This window comes from Marinobacter alexandrii (assembly GCF_005871205.1).
GTDB lineage: Bacteria > Pseudomonadota > Gammaproteobacteria > Pseudomonadales > Oleiphilaceae > Marinobacter > Marinobacter alexandrii.
Genome location: NZ_SWKM01000017.1, coordinates 83,759 through 102,053 on the forward strand (window position 1 = coordinate 83,759; position 18,295 = coordinate 102,053).

The 18,295-nt window shown below is 58.6% G+C and carries 16 protein-coding genes; 8 read left to right on the forward strand and 8 right to left on the reverse strand.

All coding sequences use genetic code 11. The annotated features are described in order from the left end of the window. Positions 1–12: 12 nt before the first annotated feature. The 8 genes from mtnC to smrA all read right to left on the reverse strand — a co-directional run bounded on the left by mtnC (position 13) and on the right by smrA (position 6,544). The gene (mtnC, locus tag FCS96_RS19655; RefSeq protein ID WP_138442118.1) at positions 13–705 is read right to left on the reverse strand and encodes an acireductone synthase; all 693 of its coding nucleotides are present in this window, start codon (positions 703–705) and stop codon (positions 13–15) included. Continuing rightward, complete coding sequence (locus FCS96_RS19660; RefSeq protein ID WP_138442120.1) at positions 702–1,262, reverse strand: 1,2-dihydroxy-3-keto-5-methylthiopentene dioxygenase; 561 nt, start codon at positions 1,260–1,262, stop codon at positions 702–704. The genes mtnC and FCS96_RS19660 overlap by 4 nt, the downstream gene beginning before the upstream one ends. Continuing rightward, on the reverse strand, positions 1,259–1,885 hold the full coding sequence (locus tag FCS96_RS19665; protein ID WP_138442122.1) for a methylthioribulose 1-phosphate dehydratase: 627 nt from the start codon (positions 1,883–1,885) through the stop codon (positions 1,259–1,261). The genes FCS96_RS19660 and FCS96_RS19665 overlap by 4 nt, the downstream gene beginning before the upstream one ends. Positions 1,886–1,936: 51 nt before the next feature. Further along, complete coding sequence (locus tag FCS96_RS19670) at positions 1,937–2,941, reverse strand: XdhC family protein (protein WP_138442124.1); 1,005 nt, start codon at positions 2,939–2,941, stop codon at positions 1,937–1,939. A gap of 1 nt (position 2,942) precedes the next feature. Next, positions 2,943–5,147, reverse strand: a complete 2,205-nt coding sequence (locus FCS96_RS19675; RefSeq protein WP_138442126.1) for a xanthine dehydrogenase family protein molybdopterin-binding subunit — start codon at positions 5,145–5,147, stop codon at positions 2,943–2,945. 1 nt (position 5,148) lies between these two features. Beyond that, positions 5,149–5,631: a (2Fe-2S)-binding protein gene (locus FCS96_RS19680; RefSeq protein ID WP_138442128.1), complete on the reverse strand. Its 483-nt coding sequence runs from the start codon at positions 5,629–5,631 to the stop codon at positions 5,149–5,151. 87 nt (positions 5,632–5,718) lie between these two features. Further along, positions 5,719–5,910, reverse strand: coding sequence for a membrane lipoprotein lipid attachment site-containing protein (locus FCS96_RS19685; protein ID WP_138442130.1), 192 nt, complete (start codon positions 5,908–5,910; stop codon positions 5,719–5,721). A 52-nt stretch (positions 5,911–5,962) separates the two neighbouring features. After that, positions 5,963–6,544: a DNA endonuclease SmrA gene (gene smrA, locus FCS96_RS19690; protein ID WP_138442132.1), complete on the reverse strand. Its 582-nt coding sequence runs from the start codon at positions 6,542–6,544 to the stop codon at positions 5,963–5,965. A gap of 166 nt (positions 6,545–6,710) precedes the next feature. Here smrA and FCS96_RS19695 point away from each other — a divergent pair, with 166 nt between their 5' ends. The 8 genes from FCS96_RS19695 (at position 6,711) to FCS96_RS19730 (ending at position 18,120) form a co-directional block, all read left to right on the forward strand. Continuing rightward, entirely contained in the window at positions 6,711–8,627 is a 1,917-nt protein-coding gene (locus FCS96_RS19695; protein ID WP_138442134.1) for a putative nucleotidyltransferase substrate binding domain-containing protein, read from the forward strand. A gap of 28 nt (positions 8,628–8,655) precedes the next feature. Further along, positions 8,656–9,363, forward strand: coding sequence for a 3'-5' exonuclease (locus FCS96_RS19700; protein WP_138442136.1), 708 nt, complete (start codon positions 8,656–8,658; stop codon positions 9,361–9,363). Between the two features lie 211 nt (positions 9,364–9,574). Continuing rightward, positions 9,575–9,838, forward strand: a complete 264-nt coding sequence (locus FCS96_RS19705) for a DUF4212 domain-containing protein (RefSeq protein WP_138442138.1) — start codon at positions 9,575–9,577, stop codon at positions 9,836–9,838. A 6-nt stretch (positions 9,839–9,844) separates the two neighbouring features. After that, positions 9,845–11,611 (forward strand): sodium:solute symporter family protein, encoded by a 1,767-nt coding sequence (locus FCS96_RS19710; RefSeq protein ID WP_138442140.1) that lies wholly within the window; start codon positions 9,845–9,847, stop codon positions 11,609–11,611. A 92-nt stretch (positions 11,612–11,703) separates the two neighbouring features. Then, positions 11,704–12,210 (forward strand): hypothetical protein, encoded by a 507-nt coding sequence (locus FCS96_RS19715; protein WP_138442142.1) that lies wholly within the window; start codon positions 11,704–11,706, stop codon positions 12,208–12,210. 44 nt (positions 12,211–12,254) lie between these two features. Further along, the gene (locus tag FCS96_RS19720) at positions 12,255–15,773 is read left to right on the forward strand and encodes a PAS domain-containing hybrid sensor histidine kinase/response regulator (protein WP_138442144.1); all 3,519 of its coding nucleotides are present in this window, start codon (positions 12,255–12,257) and stop codon (positions 15,771–15,773) included. Continuing rightward, a complete protein-coding gene (locus FCS96_RS19725) occupies positions 15,770–17,407 on the forward strand; it encodes a tetratricopeptide repeat-containing response regulator (protein WP_138442146.1) in 1,638 nt (545 codons plus the stop codon). The genes FCS96_RS19720 and FCS96_RS19725 overlap by 4 nt, the downstream gene beginning before the upstream one ends. Beyond that, complete coding sequence (locus FCS96_RS19730; protein WP_138442148.1) at positions 17,404–18,120, forward strand: sensor histidine kinase; 717 nt, start codon at positions 17,404–17,406, stop codon at positions 18,118–18,120. The genes FCS96_RS19725 and FCS96_RS19730 overlap by 4 nt, the downstream gene beginning before the upstream one ends. The last annotated feature ends 175 nt before the right edge of the window (positions 18,121–18,295 follow it).

The following is an 18,295-nucleotide window of genomic DNA, read 5'->3' on the forward strand; positions in this document are numbered from 1 at the left end:
GCCAAGGGCGGATTACCGCTTTCGAAGCAGGGTATCCACCTCCGAAAAGGTGCGGGCGACAAAGCGACCAGTGTCCGGCAGATCTCCATCGCGAACCAGCCAGGCCGTCTGCATTCCAGCCGTTTCGGCCGCCTCCAGTTCCGCCTCAACGTCGGACAGAAACAACACCGTGAACGGCTCTACCCCCAGTTCACCAAGGATGGCCTGATACGAACCGGGTTCTTTCTTGCCGCCAACCCGGGTATCGAAATAGCCGGAGAAGTACGGGGTGAAGTCACCCGCCGTGGTATGGCCAAAAATCAGCTGTTGGGCTTTGACCGACCCGGAAGAATATACGAACAGACGCAGGCCGCGATCATGCCAACGTTGCAGGTAATCGGCAGCGTCATCGTAGATGTGGCCCTTGAGCACGCCTTGCTGATACCCCTGCTCCCAGATCAGGCCCTGGAGGGTCTTCAGCGGCGTTTCCTTGCGATCCTCACGAATCCAGGCCTGAAGGGTATCGATCAGGCCATCAATGTCGCCACGATCAACGCCGGCGGTGGCTGCCACCGCATCCAGCTGCTCGGCTACCAGTAGATTGTCCGCGTGCTGAGCCCGAACAAAGTCAGCCAGGTGCTCGCTGGCGTAGGGGAACAGGACATCGTGAACGAAGGAAATCGAACTGGTGGTGCCTTCGATATCGGTCAAAACAACCCGAATCATTCGACCGCTCCCGCCAGGGCTTCGTAGCGGGGCAACCGACCGGCGATGTCTTCGCCAGTGAAGTCCGCGACCCAGCCTTCCGGATTGGTAAACAGGCGAACGCAGGTAAACGCAGGTTCCGGACCCATATCAAACCAGTGCCGGGTGCCATTGGGCACACTGATCAGATCGTTCTTCTGGCACAGTACCGCCAGCACCTGGTCACCAAAGTGCAGATAGAACAGTCCCTGCCCTCGCACAAAGAACCGTACCTCGTCTTCGCTGTGGGTATGCTCATCGAGGAATTTCTGGCGAAACGCCTCTTTCTGCGGATTGTCGGGGTTCAGGCTGATGACGTCCGCAGTCTGGAAGTCGTTCTCGGCTTTCAGGGTCGAGATTTCGTCCTGGTAAGCGGCCAGAATGTCCTCTGGGGAGGCATCGGCCGGCAGGTCCCGGGTCGGCCACTGTTCAAAACGCACACCGTGCTGGGCCAGCAGGTCGCGAATTTCCGAAGGGTTGTCGGTTACCGTATGGGCCGTCGCTGGCTGGCTTTGATCAAAAACACTCAAGGTAGTCATGGGCGAACCCTCATGGTTTCAAGCTCACATTCAAACAAAAATTCGAAGGCTTCGACATGGCGCAGGCAATCGGCCATGGTTTTGCCCCAGGTGTAGAGGCCGTGACCGCGAATCAGATACCCGGGCTGGTCCGGATGGGCGCTGAACCAGGCTTTGGTGTCGCGGGCCAGAGCGTCAATATCCTGGGTATTGTCGAACACCGGCACGGACAACACCGACTCATGGGTATCGACACCGCTGAACGCTTTTTGTAGCTCGTACCCTTCCAGCACCAGCGGCTCACCTGCTGCCAACAGACGGCTCAGCACTGTGGCCTTGACCGAATGGGTGTGCAGCACGGCGCCGACCTCCGGAAAGACCTCGTACAGAACTGTGTGCAGATGGGTTTCGGCGGACGACCGGCAAGCGCTCTGCACCGGCTGACCGGCGAGGTCCACCACCATGACGTCACCGGCACCCAATTGCCCCTTGTGACGACCGGATACGGTAATGGCGATGTGCTGGTCATCAACGCGCGCCGAATAGTTGCTGCTGGTGGCCGGCGACCAGCCACGCTGGTACAGGAATCGACCTGCGTCAACGATCTGGTCAGCCGCGATGGCATATTGGGTTACATCAAACACGGATTCTCCCTCAGGGTCTGACGCCCCTTTCGAGGCGTTCGCGTGAGGACATTATAGAGATGGAGAGGCAGCCCGCAAATGGTGGCGCGCGGCAATCAAATCGGCGACAACAGAGATGGCAATCTCTGCCGGAGTCTTACTGGGAATGCTAACACCAATGGGGGCGCGCAACCGGTTCAGCGACGCCTGGTCCAAACCGAGAGAGGCCAGTCGCAAACGCCGGGCTTCGGACGTTTTCCGGGAGCCCATGGCGCCAACATAGAACCCCGGTGCGGTCAGTGCCGCCAGCAGGCCCATGTCGTCAATGCGCGGATCGTGCGCCAGAGCGAGTATCCCGGACCAGGGATCAGCGAAGTGTTGGGCCACCAGATCGTCCGGCAACTTCCGGTTCAGCGGAATATGCGGGTAACCCCAGCCTTCGGCAAAGGCATCCCGGGGTTCACAGATTGTCACTTCGAAATCGGCCGCCATGGCAAACTCGGCGACATAGCGGGCAACTTCACCGGCGCCAATCAGCAACAGCCGACACTCCGGCTGCAGCACCTGCTCCAGGCATTCACCATCAAAGTATACCGACGAACCAGGCTGACCCGCGGCCGGCTCAAGCTCCGGGGCGGAATGCAAACCGACCCGCCGCACCACTGGCTCGCGACAGTCCAGTGCCGACGCCAGGGCAGCAATGTGCTCACTGGCTTCGGCACTGTGCAGTGGCTCCACTAATAATCGGATCCGGCCACCGCAGGGGAGCTGGAAGTAATCACGATCGTCGTCGGTGATGCCATAGTCAATGACCACCGGCTGAGTGGGGCCGTCGCGGGCGGTCCGGCGCAGCAAGTCCTCTTCCAGGCAGCCACCCGATACCGAGCCACTCCAGCGCCCTGACTCGCTGACCGCGAGCCAGGACCCTACCGGTCGTGGTGACGAACCCCAGGTTTCGACGATGGTACAAAGCCAGACTCGCTCGCGCTCACCTACACCCTCGCCCACACCGAGCCAGCGAGCAACATCATGAATGACCGAGGCATGGCCGGAGGTCAGTGAGCGCCTGTTCGACATATCAGGCATCCGCGGTTAAAGGTAGGGAGCGCTGACGCTGCCCTGTGAGCGCAAACAGCGCGTTGCCAAGAGCCGGGATCACCGGCGGCACACCAGGCTCGCCAACACCGGTCGGCGCCGCCTCGCTGTCGACAATATCCACCGTCACCTCCGGGCGCTCGTATTGACGAATCAGTCGGTAGTCGTGGAAATTGCTCTGCTGAACCTCGCCCTGCTCAAGAGTAATCTCGCCATACAGGGCAGCGGTCAAACCGAACAGGATGCCGCCCTCAATCTGGTCTTCGACGATTCTCGGATTCACCACCTGGCCGCAGTCAACCGCACAGGACACCCGGTAGACGCGAATCTCGCCGTGCTCGATGCCGGCTTCGACCACCTGGGCGACGTAGGTGCCAAAGCTTTGGAACAGGGCAATACCCCGAGCCCGTCCCTCGGCCAAGGGTTCGCCCCAGCCAGCCATTTTAGCGGCACGGTTGAGTACCTCCTGGTGACGAGGCTCGTTCGCCAGCAGTTTTCGGCGGAACTGGTAGGGATCCTCCCCCGCCTCGTGGGCAAGCTCGTCCATAAAGGTTTCAACCGCAAAGCCATTGTGGGAGAAGCCAACCGAACGCCACCAGGTCACCGGCACACCGGGATCGGTGTGGGTATGACGGATATCGATGCTGCCCACGCCGTAGGGGTATTCGATCGCACCCTCAATGGCGGACATGTCCTTGGGCGTGGCGATACCTTCGAACATCAACCCGGCAGAGCCCAGGCTGTTGTAGAGGAACTTGGGAGCCCAGGGGTACTGGGCGGGCGCGGCGTTGCGCACGTACCAGTCGAGAATCTGGGGGCCGACAATCTGATGGTGCCAACCGGTCAGTTCGCCATCCGCCAGCGAAGCTTTCATCCGGTGCAGCATGGCCGGCCGGAACAGGTCGTGACGGGTATCCTCTTCCCGGGACCAGATGACCTTGACCGGCTTGCCAATCTTGAAGGAAACGGCAGCCGCCTCCTCAATGAAATCCTGGGTCAGCCGACGCCCGAAGCCACCACCAAGAAACGTGGTGTGGATAGTGACATCGCCAGGGGACAGGTCGGTTACCCGGGCCACTGCAATCTGGCCCAGATCCGGAGCCTGGGTCGGCGCCCAGACTTCGGCACGGTCACCCTGATACCAGGCTGTTGCATTCATCGGTTCCAGGGTGGCGTGGGCCAGGTACGGCTGCGCGTATTCGGCGGAAAGGACCGTCGAGGCCGCTTCAGCGACGTCATCGAAATCGCCTTCACTGCGCTCGGACTCGCCCGGATCCTCGTCGGCGGCCTTGCGATAACCCTCAAACACGTCACTGGTGGACAATGACAAGGCATCGGAGAAGTCCCAGTTGACACTCAGTGCAGCCTGGGCTTTCCGCGCCCGCCAGTATTTATCGGCGACAACGGCGATGCCCCGCTCAATCTCGACCACATCGACAACGCCAGGCATAGCCCGGACTTCGTCGCCGTTAAAACTGCCAACCCGGCCGCCGTAACGGGGTGATCGAGTCACCACGGCGTATACCTGCCCCGGCAACTCCACATCGATACCATACTCGGCGGTGCCGGTGGACTTGGCCCGAGCATCCAATCGGTTGCCTTGCTTGCCAATCAGCTTCCATTCACTGCGCGGCTTGAGCGCAACATCGCCCCGTATCACTTCCTTGGACGCCAGCTCTACCAACTGCCCGTAGCGCAGGGAATCAATTCCATTCGGATGTACCACATGGCCGTCTCGAACCGTGCAGGCATCGGCTTCCACCTTCCAGATTCGAGCCGCAGCCATTTTCAGCATCTCCCGGGCGGAGGCCCCCGCGGTACGCAGCGGCTCCCAGCTTGTGGCAATGCTGGTACTGCCACCGGTGAGCTGCAGTTTGTAGAGGGGGTTACGGTATTCCGGCGCTGCCGGTGCAAACCGGGGCGTGATGGCGGCGGGCGCCACCTCCAGTTCCTCAGCAATCAGGGTGGTCAGTCCGGTGTAGGTGCCCTGCCCCATTTCTACCCGTGCCAGGGTAAAGTAGATTTCATCATCACGGGTCAGCTCAAGCCACGCATCGGGCTTCCACTCCCCGGTTTCGGGCTCGTAGCCGGTTTGCACTCCAGCGCAGCCCGGCAGGGACAACGACAACATCAAGCCGCCGGAAGCACCGGCTCCGGTTTTCAGGAAAGTACGTCGGTTCATGGTCATGCTACGCACCCTCCTGCTGATCCGGGCGCGAACCCGCGGCCACTGACTCCACCGCGGCAATGATGCGGGAGTAGGTTCCGCAGCGGCAGATGTTACCGGTCATGGCGGTGACAATATCATCACGGGAAGGCGATGGATTACTGGCCAGCAGATGGGCGGCACTCATGATCTGCCCGGACTGGCAATAGCCGCACTGGGGCACGCCCTGTTCGATCCAGGCTGCCTGTAGCGCATGCAGGCGATCCTGGTCGCCCAGGCCTTCTATCGTGGTGACCTGAGCCCCAGCAGCCAGCTCGACGGGGGTTGAGCAGGAACGCACTGGCTGACCATTGAGATGCACCGTGCAAGCGCCACACAGCCCCGCGCCGCATCCAAATTTGGTACCTTTCAGCCCCAGTTCATCCCGAACCACCCACAACAGGGGGGTATCCCCCTCCACGTCGAGCTTGCGCTCCACGCCATTGACCGTCAGGCTCACCGCCATGTCCCTACTCTCCCTTACACGCTCCCGGCTTATCCAGGCGCACAGTGTTATTGTTTGATTATCCCAGGTGCGTCCGAAACGAACCGTTTACTTAACGACGTCTTCGCCTTCCTTGTTGACCCAGATTTTGCGTTCACCGCCTTTCATCTGGCCGTTGGTGTCCCATACTTCGCGGTTCTCGGTAGCGCTTTTCAGCTCGCCGTTGTCATTCCAGATAACCCGATCCTGACAGCCGGCCAGTGCGGTCACAGCGAATATCATCAATACCAGTTTCTTCACCTTGCATACCTCTCAGGGGTCATTTAAGTAATCATCGATGGGTGCGAAGCGATTATCGCCGGCTATGAAGCTCACGGTTGTGCTGCTTGTCTCGATCGCCCTTGCGAACCATGACATAGACAGCGCCTGTGCCACCATGGTGTTTCTGGGCCGAATGAAAGGCCATGACATCGTCCAGCTCCGGCAGCCACTTGGCCAGGTAACTTTTCAGCTGGGCAATGCCGTCTGGATTCCGCTCGCCCTTGCCGTGCAGAATGATAACCGAGCGCAGACCATAGCGAACGCAGTCGCCAATAAAGCCGAACACTTCCCGCCGGGCCTGCTCAACGGTCATCCGGTGCAGATCCAGCCGTGCTTCAATCGGGTACTGACCCAAGCGGAGCTTGCGAAATACGCCATGTTGTATACCGGGGCGCTGCCAGGTCAGAACATCATGGGCCGTTAGCGGCTCCACCATATCGGACGTCAATGGATTACTGTCCTTGACAGCCTTGGCAACGGCTGCACGCTGGCGCTCCAAGTGGCCGGGAGTGAGATCCTTGGGCGCCTGGACTTCCGCGCGGTTGGGCTTCTTGATCCGCCGGACATCTTTCATTTCTTCAAGAAAGCTGAGGCGTTCTTCTTTAGTCGTCATGGCAGTGCTACTAATACCTAATGGATTCGGAAACTTTACCACCCGCTCTGCTTACCATAAAGAATCGTCGCGCGGCCTCAGTTTTTGCTTCAAACTCTTACCGCTCGGCGTACATTCAGTGAACTACACTGGAAGCGGAAACATTACTGAAGCAAAGGCTCCGTTCATGGCAGCAGCAAATTCGGACAACTCCCGACCACAGAACACCCGTGCCATCATGACGTTTCTCCGGGAGCACGCCCCCTTCTCCAGCATGGACGATACTCACCTCGCCCTTTTCGCCGAGCATGCGACCCTTCGCTTCTATGCCGATGGTGATGAAGTCATTTCACCGGATGACGGCATCATCAAACGATTTTACGTGGTCAAGCAGGGACGGATTCGCGGTGAGCGTCACAATGCCAAAGAAGACCGAACCGATACCACCTTCGAAATCAGCATGGGTGAGTGCTTTCCCCTTGCCGCACTGATCGGTGAGCGACCTACCCGAACCCTCCACCGAGCTGCGGGCGACACTTTCTGCCTAAGCATCGAACAGGACGCCTTCATCACCCTGTTTTCCGCCAGCGACCCATTCAGGGATTTTTGCCTGCGCGGTGTCAGCAGCCTGCTTGATCAGGTGAACCAGCGCATCCAGTCCAGCGCCATGGCGTCCATCGGATCCAGCAACTCCCTGGATACGCCCCTGGAACGTTACGCTCTCAGAAACCCCATCGTATGCTCGCCCGACCTGCCGGTCGACAAGGCTGTGGCGCGAATGCATGACAACAGCGTCGGCAGCATCATTGTCACCGACGATAGCAGGCACCCCACCGGCATCTTTACGCTCCGGGATCTGCGCACCCTGATCGCTGAGCACAAGGCTCCGCTGGATACACCTATCCGCCAGGTTATGACCCAGGATCCGATTTGCCTGCCAGCCCACGCAGACGCTTTCGAAGCGGCAATGCTGATGGCAGAGCACCATTTTGCTCACCTGTGCGTGGTGGACGACGAACACTGCCTGATCGGCGTGGTATCTGAACGCGACCTGTTCTCGCTGCAGCGGGTGGATTTGGTCAACCTGGCCCGCACCATCGGCACTGCCACTCATCTACGCACCCTGGTCAGCCTGCGGACCGACGTCTCCCGTCTGGTCGATACCATGCTGGCGCACGGTGCCGACTCGGGCCAGGTGGTGAAGATCATCACCACCCTGAACGACGTAACCGTGCGCCGGGTGCTGGAACTGAACATCAAGAAAAACGACCCGGGCATTCCGTTTACCTGGCTGACCTTTGGCAGCGAAGGCCGCCAGGAACAGACACTACTGACCGACCAGGACAATGGCATTCTGTTCGAGACACCGGAGGGGATGACAGAAGATCAGGTACGGGAAAAGCTGCTGCCGTTTGCGCAGACCGTCAACCAGGAACTGGCCGAGTGCGGTTTCACCCTGTGCAAGGGCAACATCATGGCCAGCAACCCCAAGCTGTGCTTAAGCGATGACGAATGGGACGACTGGTTCATCCGGTTTATCGATGCCTCTACGCCCCAGAATCTGGTCTATTCGTCGATCTTCCTGGACATGCGGGCAGTGTATGGACCAACCAAACCGTTGGAGAAATTGTTGGACAAGGTGCTATCGCGCATCCGCAAGAACGCCCTGTTCCAGAAAATGCTGGCCGGCAACGCCTTCCAGCGGAAACCGCCCCTGACCATGTTCCGCAACTTTCGCTACGTGACCGACGGCAACAAACAGGCTCTGGACCTGAAGCGCCAGGGCCTGGCACCGTTCGTGGAATCGGTGCGGGTGTTTGCGCTGGCCAATGGGGTGGGCACCGCTAACACCCTGGAACGGATGGACGAACTTGCCAAGAAAGGCGTTTTCGACCCGAAAGACGCCAACGCCTGGAAAGAAGGTTACAGCCTTATCCAGGCTATTCGTATGCGCTCGCACCAGGAGCTGCTCAATCGCGGCGAGGAGCTGACCAACCTGATCGACCCGGATGACCTGAATCCGCTGGACCGTCGCATTTTGAGGGAATCGTTTCGCCAGGCCCAGCGCCTGCAGCAGAAGCTGGAACTGACCTATCAACTCTAACAGCAACGCTGGGGGCCGAGCCTGAACCATGCTTGAACACATCAAACAATGGCTGGACCGGCATCGGGGAGGCAGGAGTGGCCATCTCGATCTGGAGAGCTTGCCCAACGCCAAAACTCCGGGCGATCAACTGTTGTCCGACTGTCGGCTGATTGTCCTGGACCTGGAAACCACCGGGCTCAATGCTGCTAAAGACGAAGTCATTGCCATCGGCGCCGTTGCCATCAGCGGCGGCGCGATCCAGCTCAGTGATCAGTTTGACCTGATCCTTAGGCGGCCTGAGCTGGACATCACCGAAACGGTGCTGATCCACGGCATTGGCAACGAGGCCCTGACCCAGGGCCACGAAACCGAAGACGCGCTGCTCTACTTACTGGAATGGATGAACGGCGACCCGGTGCTGGCGTTTCACTCCGCCTTTGACCAGAAGTTTCTCGAGAAAACCCTCCGTAGCCAACTCGGCTACACCGCCAGTCACACCTGGATGGACGTTGCTGACCTGTTGCCGGTGTTCTTCCCCAAAGCCAAACCCGGGGGCAAGGGTCTTGATCACTGGAGTGAATTGTTTGGCCTGGAGGCCAGTGCCCGCCACAATGCCGCCGCCGACGCCCTGGTGACTGCGGAACTGACCCTCATGGCTTTAAACCGGGCCCAAAAGGATGGCATCAAAAACCTCCGCCAACTGCACGACAAACTGCACTACCACCGACGCCTCCAGAACATGCATCGATTCTGAAACGGACTCGATCCAGCACGCTAAAAATCAGTCGAATCCTGGGCAAATGACTGAGAATTAGACCTTTTGCCAATATCCTTAAAGCACTTGACAGGTAAAGTCAGTTAGGACGACAAGTCGGAGCTTTACTATATGAACAACAATTGCTCTATCCGGAAAATCCCATATAAAAACCGCTCGTTCGCCACAACAAAAACACAGGAGTGAACCTATGTCAGGTCATAGCTACGACGCTGAAAACTATTGGAAGGCAAATCTGCGACTGATTGTCGGAAGCCTGGTCGTTTGGGCCATGGTTTCTTACGGCTTTGCCATTCTACTTCGCCCCATGCTCGCCGGTATTCCCATCGGCGGAACCGATCTGGGCTTCTGGTTCGCCCAGCAAGGCTCAATTCTTACGTTTATCGCCCTGATTTTTCACTACGCATGGCGCATGAACAAAATCGATGAAAAATTCGGCGTGCATGAGGAGTAAGTACCAATGAGCCAATTTGCTATTAACCTTATGTTTGTAGGGGGATCATTCCTCCTCTACATCGGTATTGCGATCTGGGCGAAAGCCGGCAGTACCAAAGACTTCTACGTTGCCGGCGGCGGCGTTCACCCGATCACCAACGGCATGGCGATCGGCGCTGACTGGATGTCCGCGGCATCGTTCATCTCCATGGCGGGCCTGATTGCCGCTGGTGGTTATGCCAACTCCACCTTCCTGATGGGCTGGACCGGCGGCTATGTGCTGCTTGCCATGCTGCTGGCCCCCTACCTGCGGAAGTTCGGAAAGTTCACCGTGCCCGAGTTCATCGGTGACCGTTTCTACAGCAAGAATGCGCGTCTGGTTGCGGTGCTCTGCCTGATTGTAGCGTCTGTAACCTACGTTATAGGTCAGATGGCGGGCGCTGGCGTGGCCTTCTCCCGGTTCCTTGAAGTGGACGCCACCTTGGGCCTGATCATAGCGGCAGTCGTGGTCTTCATTTACGCCGTCCTCGGCGGCATGAAGGGCATCACCTACACCCAGGTTGCCCAGTATTGCGTACTTATCATTGCCTACACCATTCCTGCGGTGTTCATCTCGGTCCAACTGACCGGCAACCCGATTCCCGGTCTCGGCCTGTTCTCCACGCACGTAGATTCCGGCTTGCCGATGCTTACCAAATTGAATCAGGTCATCACCGATCTCGGTTTCAATGAGTACACCGCTGACGTAGACAACAAGCTGAACATGGTGCTGTTTACCCTGTCACTGATGATCGGTACCGCAGGTCTGCCTCACGTCATCATTCGCTTCTTCACCGTGCCGAAAGTGGCGGATGCGCGCTGGTCAGCCGGCTGGGCCCTGGTGTTCATCGCCCTGTTGTACCTGACCGCGCCGGCCGTCGCTTCCATGGCGCGCCTGAACCTGATGACCACCATCTACCCGGATGGCACCGCAGCCGCCCCGATTGAGTACGACGATCGTCCGAATTGGGTTCGTGAGTGGGAAGTCACCGGTCTGATCCAGTTCACGGACAAGAACGAAGACGGGCGCATCCAGCTGTACAACGACAGCCCGGCGTTCGAATCCGAGGCGCAATCCCGCGGCTGGGAAGGTAACGAGCTGGTGGTCAACCGGGACATCCTGGTACTGGCCAATCCGGAGATTGCCAACCTGCCAGGCTGGGTCATTGGTCTGATCGCAGCCGGTGGTCTGGCGGCGGCCCTGTCTACCGCAGCCGGTCTGTTACTGGCGATATCGTCCGCGATCAGTCACGACCTGATCAAAGGCTCGATCAATCCCAACATCTCCGAAAAAGGCGAGCTGCTGGCAGCGCGAATTTCGATGGCTGTCGCAATCGTGGTCGCCACCTGGCTAGGCGCCAATCCCCCGGGCTTTGCGGCTCAAGTGGTGGCCCTGGCGTTCGGTATTGCCGCAGCGTCTCTGTTCCCGGCTCTGATGATGGGTATATTCTCCAAGCGGGTTAACAACACCGGCGCCATTGCCGGCATGTTGACCGGTCTGGGCTTCACCCTGGCATACATCTTCGTGTACAAGGGTTGGCTGTTCATTCCGGGCACCAACAACCTGGCAGACACGCCAGAGAATTGGGTACTGGGCATCTCCCCGCTGTCCATCGGCGCGGTTGGTGCAATCGTCAACTTTGCGGTAGCCTTCGTGGTATCCAACGCTACTGAAGAGCCGCCCGTTGAGATTCAGGAGCTGGTTGAGAGCGTCCGTTACCCACGTGGTTCCGGCCAGGCTCAAGACCACTAAGCTACAAAGCGACCTGATTCAATAACTTGACAGGTTATACTGGACGGGCTTCCTCACCGAGGGAGCCCGTTCTTTTTTGAGGAAACAACTCTATGTTCTGGACCTTTGTCGCCACTGTTTTCTGTGGCCTGGGCGCAGCCGGTATCGCCCTCGGCATCCGTGCGGCCACCCGCAACAAAGCCCCCAAGTGGATCATTCCGGCGTTTGCCGGTCTGGGCATGTTGGGTTACCTGATTCATGGTGAGTACACTTGGTACGACCACAAGCAAGACATGCTCCCCGAGGAAGCCGTGGTCGTTGACACCGAAACCGATGGCATCCTGTGGCGCCCCTGGACCTTCGCCTTCCCCTATGTCACGGCTTTTTCCACTGTCGACACCAAGAGCATCAGCCAGGACACGACCAACCCGGACATCGTTCGCTTCACGCTGTATCGTTTTGAACAGAAGCTGACTGACGCTATCTCCCACCGGGTCCATATTCTCAATTGCCAATCCCGGGAACTGGTGCCGCTGGGTTCAGACGGCACACCGCGGGTCGATAACATGAAAATGCTCGACTCCACGGATAGACTTCTGACAACCGTCTGCACCAGCTGAAATGAGGTTCCCAGACCGCCTGCAACCGAGAGAGCCGCGTATCCATGATTAATGCCTGGCTGCTGGTTTTAATTTCCATCACCTACATCTCGGTGCTGTTTGTCATCGCCTGGGCCGGTGACAAACACCCCGGACTGTACCGGCGCCGGCTCGCGCGTACTCACATTTACGCGCTGTCTCTCGCGGTTTATTTCACCTCCTGGACCTTCTACGGTGCGGTCGGCCGCGCCACCCAGGAGGGCCTGGGCTTTCTTCCCATCTATCTTGGCCCGTTGCTGGTGTTCATCTTTGGTGCCCCCTTGCTGCGCCGCATCATTTACATCAGCAAGCGCAACAACAGTACCTCAATTGCCGACTTCATCGCCTCGCGCTATGGCAAGTCCCAAGTACTTGCCGCCATGATCGCGACCTTTGCGCTCATTGGCAGCGTTCCCTATATCGCACTACAGCTTAAAGCCATTTCCATGGGCTTTAACGTGCTGTCGGAAACCGGCATCGATGTTCAGGCGGCCAGCTCAGCACCCTGGGCCGACTCGGCCTGGTACATCACGCTGGCATTGGCGGTGTTTACCGTGTTATTCGGCACCCGCCACCTTGAATCCACCGAACACCATCGCGGCATGATTCAGGCGGTGGCGTTTGAGTCCCTGATCAAGCTGGTGGCTTTCGTGGCTGTGGGCCTGTTCGTCGGCTACGGACTCTACGGCGGCTTTGGTGACCTGTTGGGCCGTGTCCAGGATGCAGACCTGATTGGCACCCTGACCACAGACGGTGTTCAAGCCCCGGCATTCATTACCCAGACTCTGGTGGCGATGCTGGCTATCATCTGCCTGCCGCGACAGTTCCATGTCATGGTGGTCGAAAACACCGATCATCGGGATTTCGAAGTCGCACGCTGGGCTATGCCCATCTACCTGATTATTGCCAGCGCCTTTGTGCTGCCGATTGCCGCCGCTGGCCTGCTGTCACCCGGTGGCGTGACGAGTAACCCCGACATTCTCATCCTGCAACTGCCAATCCAGGCTGGCGAAAAATGGCTGGCCATTCTCGCCTTCCTGGGCGGCGGCTCAGCGGCGGCGGCCATGGTGATTGTATGCTCCGTAGCCATCGCCACTATGGTCAGCAACGAAATCATCATGCCGGCGCTGCTAAAATTCTTCCGCCCCCGAATGAACCGCCGCACTGACCTCAGTTACCTGTTGCTGAGCATCCGTCGGGTTGCCATTTTCGTGGTGCTGCTGACCGCTTACGGCTTCTACCGGATGGCCAGCGAAGACTACAGCCTGACGGCGTTTGGCCTGTTGTCCTTTGCCGCCGCCGCGCAGTTCGGCCCTGCTCTGGTCGGCGGCATCATCTGGCGCCGGGGTAACTACATGGGCGCCGTCTGGGGGCTCGCACTTGGTTTCCTGATGTGGTGCTACACCCTGCTGTTACCGGCCTTGGCGACTACCGGATGGATGACCGACACCCTGATCAATCAGGGGCTCTGGGGCCTGGGCTGGACTCGCCCGACGGCGCTGTTCGGCTCTGAACTTGACCACATCAGCCACGGCATTATCTGGAGCCTTGGCATTAACACCCTGACCTATGTGATGCTATCGATGCTGACGCGCCAGCGGGTACGGGAGAAAATCCAGATCGCGTCGTTCTTCCACGATCCACAACCTAGGGCGGAGACGCCCCAGCACCAGAGCTGGCAAGGCGAAATCCTGACCTCGGATCTGCAGGCGCTGACTGACCGGTTCATGGGTGAGGAGCGGTCCGAGACCATATTGCGCAATTATGAGCGGCGCAACGCCATTCGCCTGCACCCGCAGCGTCCGGCATCCAACCACCTGATGAAGTACATTGAGCGCCAACTGGCCTCGGTGATTGGCGCCTCTACGGCGCGGGTGGTTCTGGAATCCACTCTGACCGGTCGCGACATGCAGATCGAGGACGTTGTCAGCATTGTCGACGAAGCCTCCCAGGCCATGACCTTCAGCCGAGAATTACTGCAGTCAGCCATCGAGAACATTCGCCTCGGGGTATCTGTGGTCAACCACCAGCAGCAGTTGGTGGTCTGGAACCAGCGCTATCTTGAGCTGTTCACCTACCCAAAAGGGTTCGTGCGGGTGGGTCGGCCGGTGGAAGACCTGATGCGCTACAACCTGACCAATGCCAACCTGTCGGCCCGACGCATAGACGAAATCGTTGCCGACCGCTGTGGCAGTATGCGTCACGGCCAGCCCATGTCGTATGAGCGCCAGCGGCCTGATGGCACCGTGATACGAGTTGATGGCAGCCCCATCCCCGGCGGCGGCTACGTCACCACCTTTCAGGACATCACCGCCATGCGCCGGACCGAGCAGGCGCTAAAGGAAACCAACATCTACCTGGAGCAGCGGGTCAAAGAGCGCACCCAGGAACTGCAGGTCATTAACGAGCAGATGTTGAAAGCGAAATCCGTTGCGGAACAGGCGAACCAAAGCAAGACCCGCTTCCTGGCATCGGCAAGCCACGACTTGCTTCAGCCCCTCAACGCTGCCCGATTATTCACTTCAGCGCTGGCCGGAAAGGCTCCAGAGGGCGAAGAGAAGGATCTGGTTGATCACATCGACAGCTCCCTCGGTGCCGCCGAAGAAATCATCAGCACCCTGCTGGACATTTCCAAGCTGGATGCCGGTGCACTGGAGCCGGACATTGGCGTGTTCCCAGTCAATGATATCCTGCGCCACCTGGCCACGGATTTCTCAGCCATTGCCAAAGATCAGGGGCTGGAACTGCATGTGGTACCCAGCACCGCGTGGGTACGTTCTGACGCCAAACTGCTGCGTCGGGTGGTGCAGAACTTCCTCTCCAACGCTATTCGCTATACCCCCAAGGGCAAAATTCTGCTGGGTTGCCGGCGGCTGAAAGGCTTTCTCCGGATCGATGTCTGGGACACTGGCCCGGGTATCCCGGAAGATCAGCTGGCACACATCTTTGAAGAATTCCGCCGCTTCCAGGCGGGTCGAGACAAGAAAGGTCTTGGCCTCGGGCTGGCCATCGTGGACCGAATCAGCGGCATGTTGGACCACCCGGTAACCGTGCAATCCATTCAGGGTCGCGGCAGCCTGTTCGGCATAACCGTCCCGATGACCGCACCGGAACAGGCGCCCGCAGTCGTCCAGCGACCATCGGCCGGATCCCGTCGGGTTTCAAGCCTTGGCGGCTTGCACGTTCTTTGTATCGACAACGACCCGGCTATTCTTCAGGGCATGGTAGCGCTCCTGGGTAACTGGAAGTGCGATGTCACCGCTGCAGAAAGCCTGGACGACGCTACCGACCAGCTCAACGGACATGCCCCGGAGATCATCCTCGCCGACTACCAGCTCGACGATAACAAAAACGGGCTGGATGCCATGGATAGCCTGAGGGCGGCGCTCAGCAAGGATATTCCGGGGATCCTGATTACCGGCTACATGGCGCCCGAAGTGCGCGAAGATGCCATTGCCAGGGGCTATCATCTGCTCTATAAACCCGTGAAGCCGGCTGCATTGCGGGCGCTGGTCAACAAGTTACTGAAGCAGAAACGGTCATGAGCGAGTCGAGCTACCGAACGGACGCCTTCCATGAACTGACTTACCTGATCATCGACGACTTCGAGAACTTCCGTCTATCTCTCCGGCAGATGCTTCGAAGCTGCGGAGCCTATAAAATTGAACTGGTCGGCAACGCCGGGCAAGCGATTAAATACTGCACCTACAATCATGTGGATGTGGTGCTGTGCGATTATAACCTCGGCGGAGGCAAGAACGGCCAGCATGTGCTTGAGGAACTGCGCCACAAGAACCTGCTGAAGCGATCATCGCTGTTTCTGATGGTCACCGCGGAAACCTCCAAGCAAATGGTGATGGGGGCACGGGAAAACCAGCCCGACGGCTATCTGACCAAGCCCATCAACCGTGCCATGCTGGAACAGCGCCTGATCACCCTGATTGAGCAGCGCAAGGCACTGTTTCCGATTAACCGGGAGATCGATCGGGAAAATTATCCGGAAGCCATCTCCCTGTGCCTTCAGGCCCTACCCCGGAACCCCCGCCATAAGACTTGGCTATTGAAGACCCTGGGCGATCTCTACTACCGCCTGGGGGATCTTAGCCACGCGGCCAAAGTCTTTGACGACGTGCTGCAACAGCGTGAGCTGTCCTGGGCCAGGCTTGGGCACAACCGGGTATTACTGGCAAATCGTAGCCACGATCAGGCCATCGCCAGCCTCAAGCAGCTGATCGAAAACCATCCCGATTACATGGAAGCCTACGACCTGCTCGCCGACGGACTGCGGCAGCAAGGCAAACTCTCTGAAGCACAGCGGGTACTCGAGCAGGCCACATTGCAATCGCCCAATGCTCTGCTCCGGCAAAAACAGTTGGCGGAGGTTGCCGAGGCCAATCAGGACATAGAGACCGCGGCCGATTCCTGGCGCCGCACGGTATCCCTCGGCATCCACTCGATACACGACAGCGCCGACCACTATCTGGCCCTGGGCCAGAGCCTGTCAGACCTAAGCGAGGACGACGACAGCACTCAGAGCGCCGAGCACGCCACCGAGGCAATCGCCATTCTTGGCACCATGGAGAAGCGTTTTGCCGATCAACCGACAGTTGAACTTCGCAGCCGCATCGTTCAATGCCGAGTTTTGTTCGGGCAGGGACAACATCGAGAGGCAGGGGCACTACAGAGCAGCCTGAGGGCGGACTTCGATCGCAACCCCCCGGTCGATCCCGACACCAGCCTGGACTACGCCAAAACCCTGTTTCGAATTGGCGGTGACGCTGAAGCGAGGGATCTTCTTGCCCGCCTCGCCGAGCAGCACAGCGGTGAATCAGACCTCCTGCAACGCATCGAAGCGTTACGGGACGAGCCTGTCGGATTCCGTCAAAAGCTGAAGGCACGGAAACTCACCCGAGGTGGCATTGAAGCCTTCGAAGCCGGTGACCTTGCAGCAGCTGCAGCGGCGTTTACAGAAGCGCTTGAGGTAGTTCCAAATCACTCTTCGGTAAACCTGAATCTGGTGCAGGTCCTGTTGAAAATGTACGAAGTGGATCCAACGAATCGCCAACTACTTGAGCAGTGTCGGGCAAGACTTGAGCACCTGCAGGGATTGCCGGAACAGCATCGACAGTATCGGCGCTATATGGCACTGAGCCAAAAACTGAAGGGATTAAACCAATGACCAATCCCCAAGACCCAGCTAAGCCGGCCAATGAGAGCGACCAGAGCATCGACTTTTCCATGGTCCTGGCCTCAGCCGTCCATGACATGAAGAACTCCCTGGGAATGTTGCTGAACTCTCTGGACGAGCTAAGAGCCGAGCACAGCTCAACTTTCAATGGTTCCCCACGATTTAACTCCCTGCAGTACGAGGCCGAGCGCATGCACAACGATTTGGTGCAGTTGCTGGGAATCTATCGACTGGGAGAGCAGAATCTTTCGGCGCACCTTGAGGAGCATTACCTGCCCGACTTCCTGGCCGAGCACATGGCGCGCCATGAGCCCCTACTCCAGGGCCTGGGTATAGAAGCTCTAATCGACGCCAGCGACATCACAGGTTTCTTTGATGCCGATCTGTTGACCGGAGTGCTCAACAACACCATCAACAACGCCCTGAGGTACACCAGGAAAAAGATCCGGCTGACGGCGGAGGCTAGGGACGGCTATTTGGTTTTAGGGGTAGAAGATGATGGTGCGGGATACCCGGTGAGCATGCAGCACACAGGCCCCCTGACGTTCAAATCCTTGGACTTTAATACTGGCAGCACCAGCCTGGGGCTGTTCTTTGCTTCATCGGTTGCCCAGTTGCACCGGGAAGGTGATAGATTCGGATCCATCAAACTGCACAACGGTGGCGAGCTCGGTGGCGGCGTTTTTGAGATCTGGCTGCCCTAGCCGCGTAAGACCCCCAACGCCTTTTGTGGCAAATGCCCCTTCGGTGCCTTTCGTTCAGGCAATAAAAAACCCCAGCCTCGAGGAAGCTGGGGTTTTTCGGTATTAAGAGTCTGACGATGACCTACTCTCACATGGGCAAATGCCACACTACCATCGGCGCAGGCCTGTTTCACTT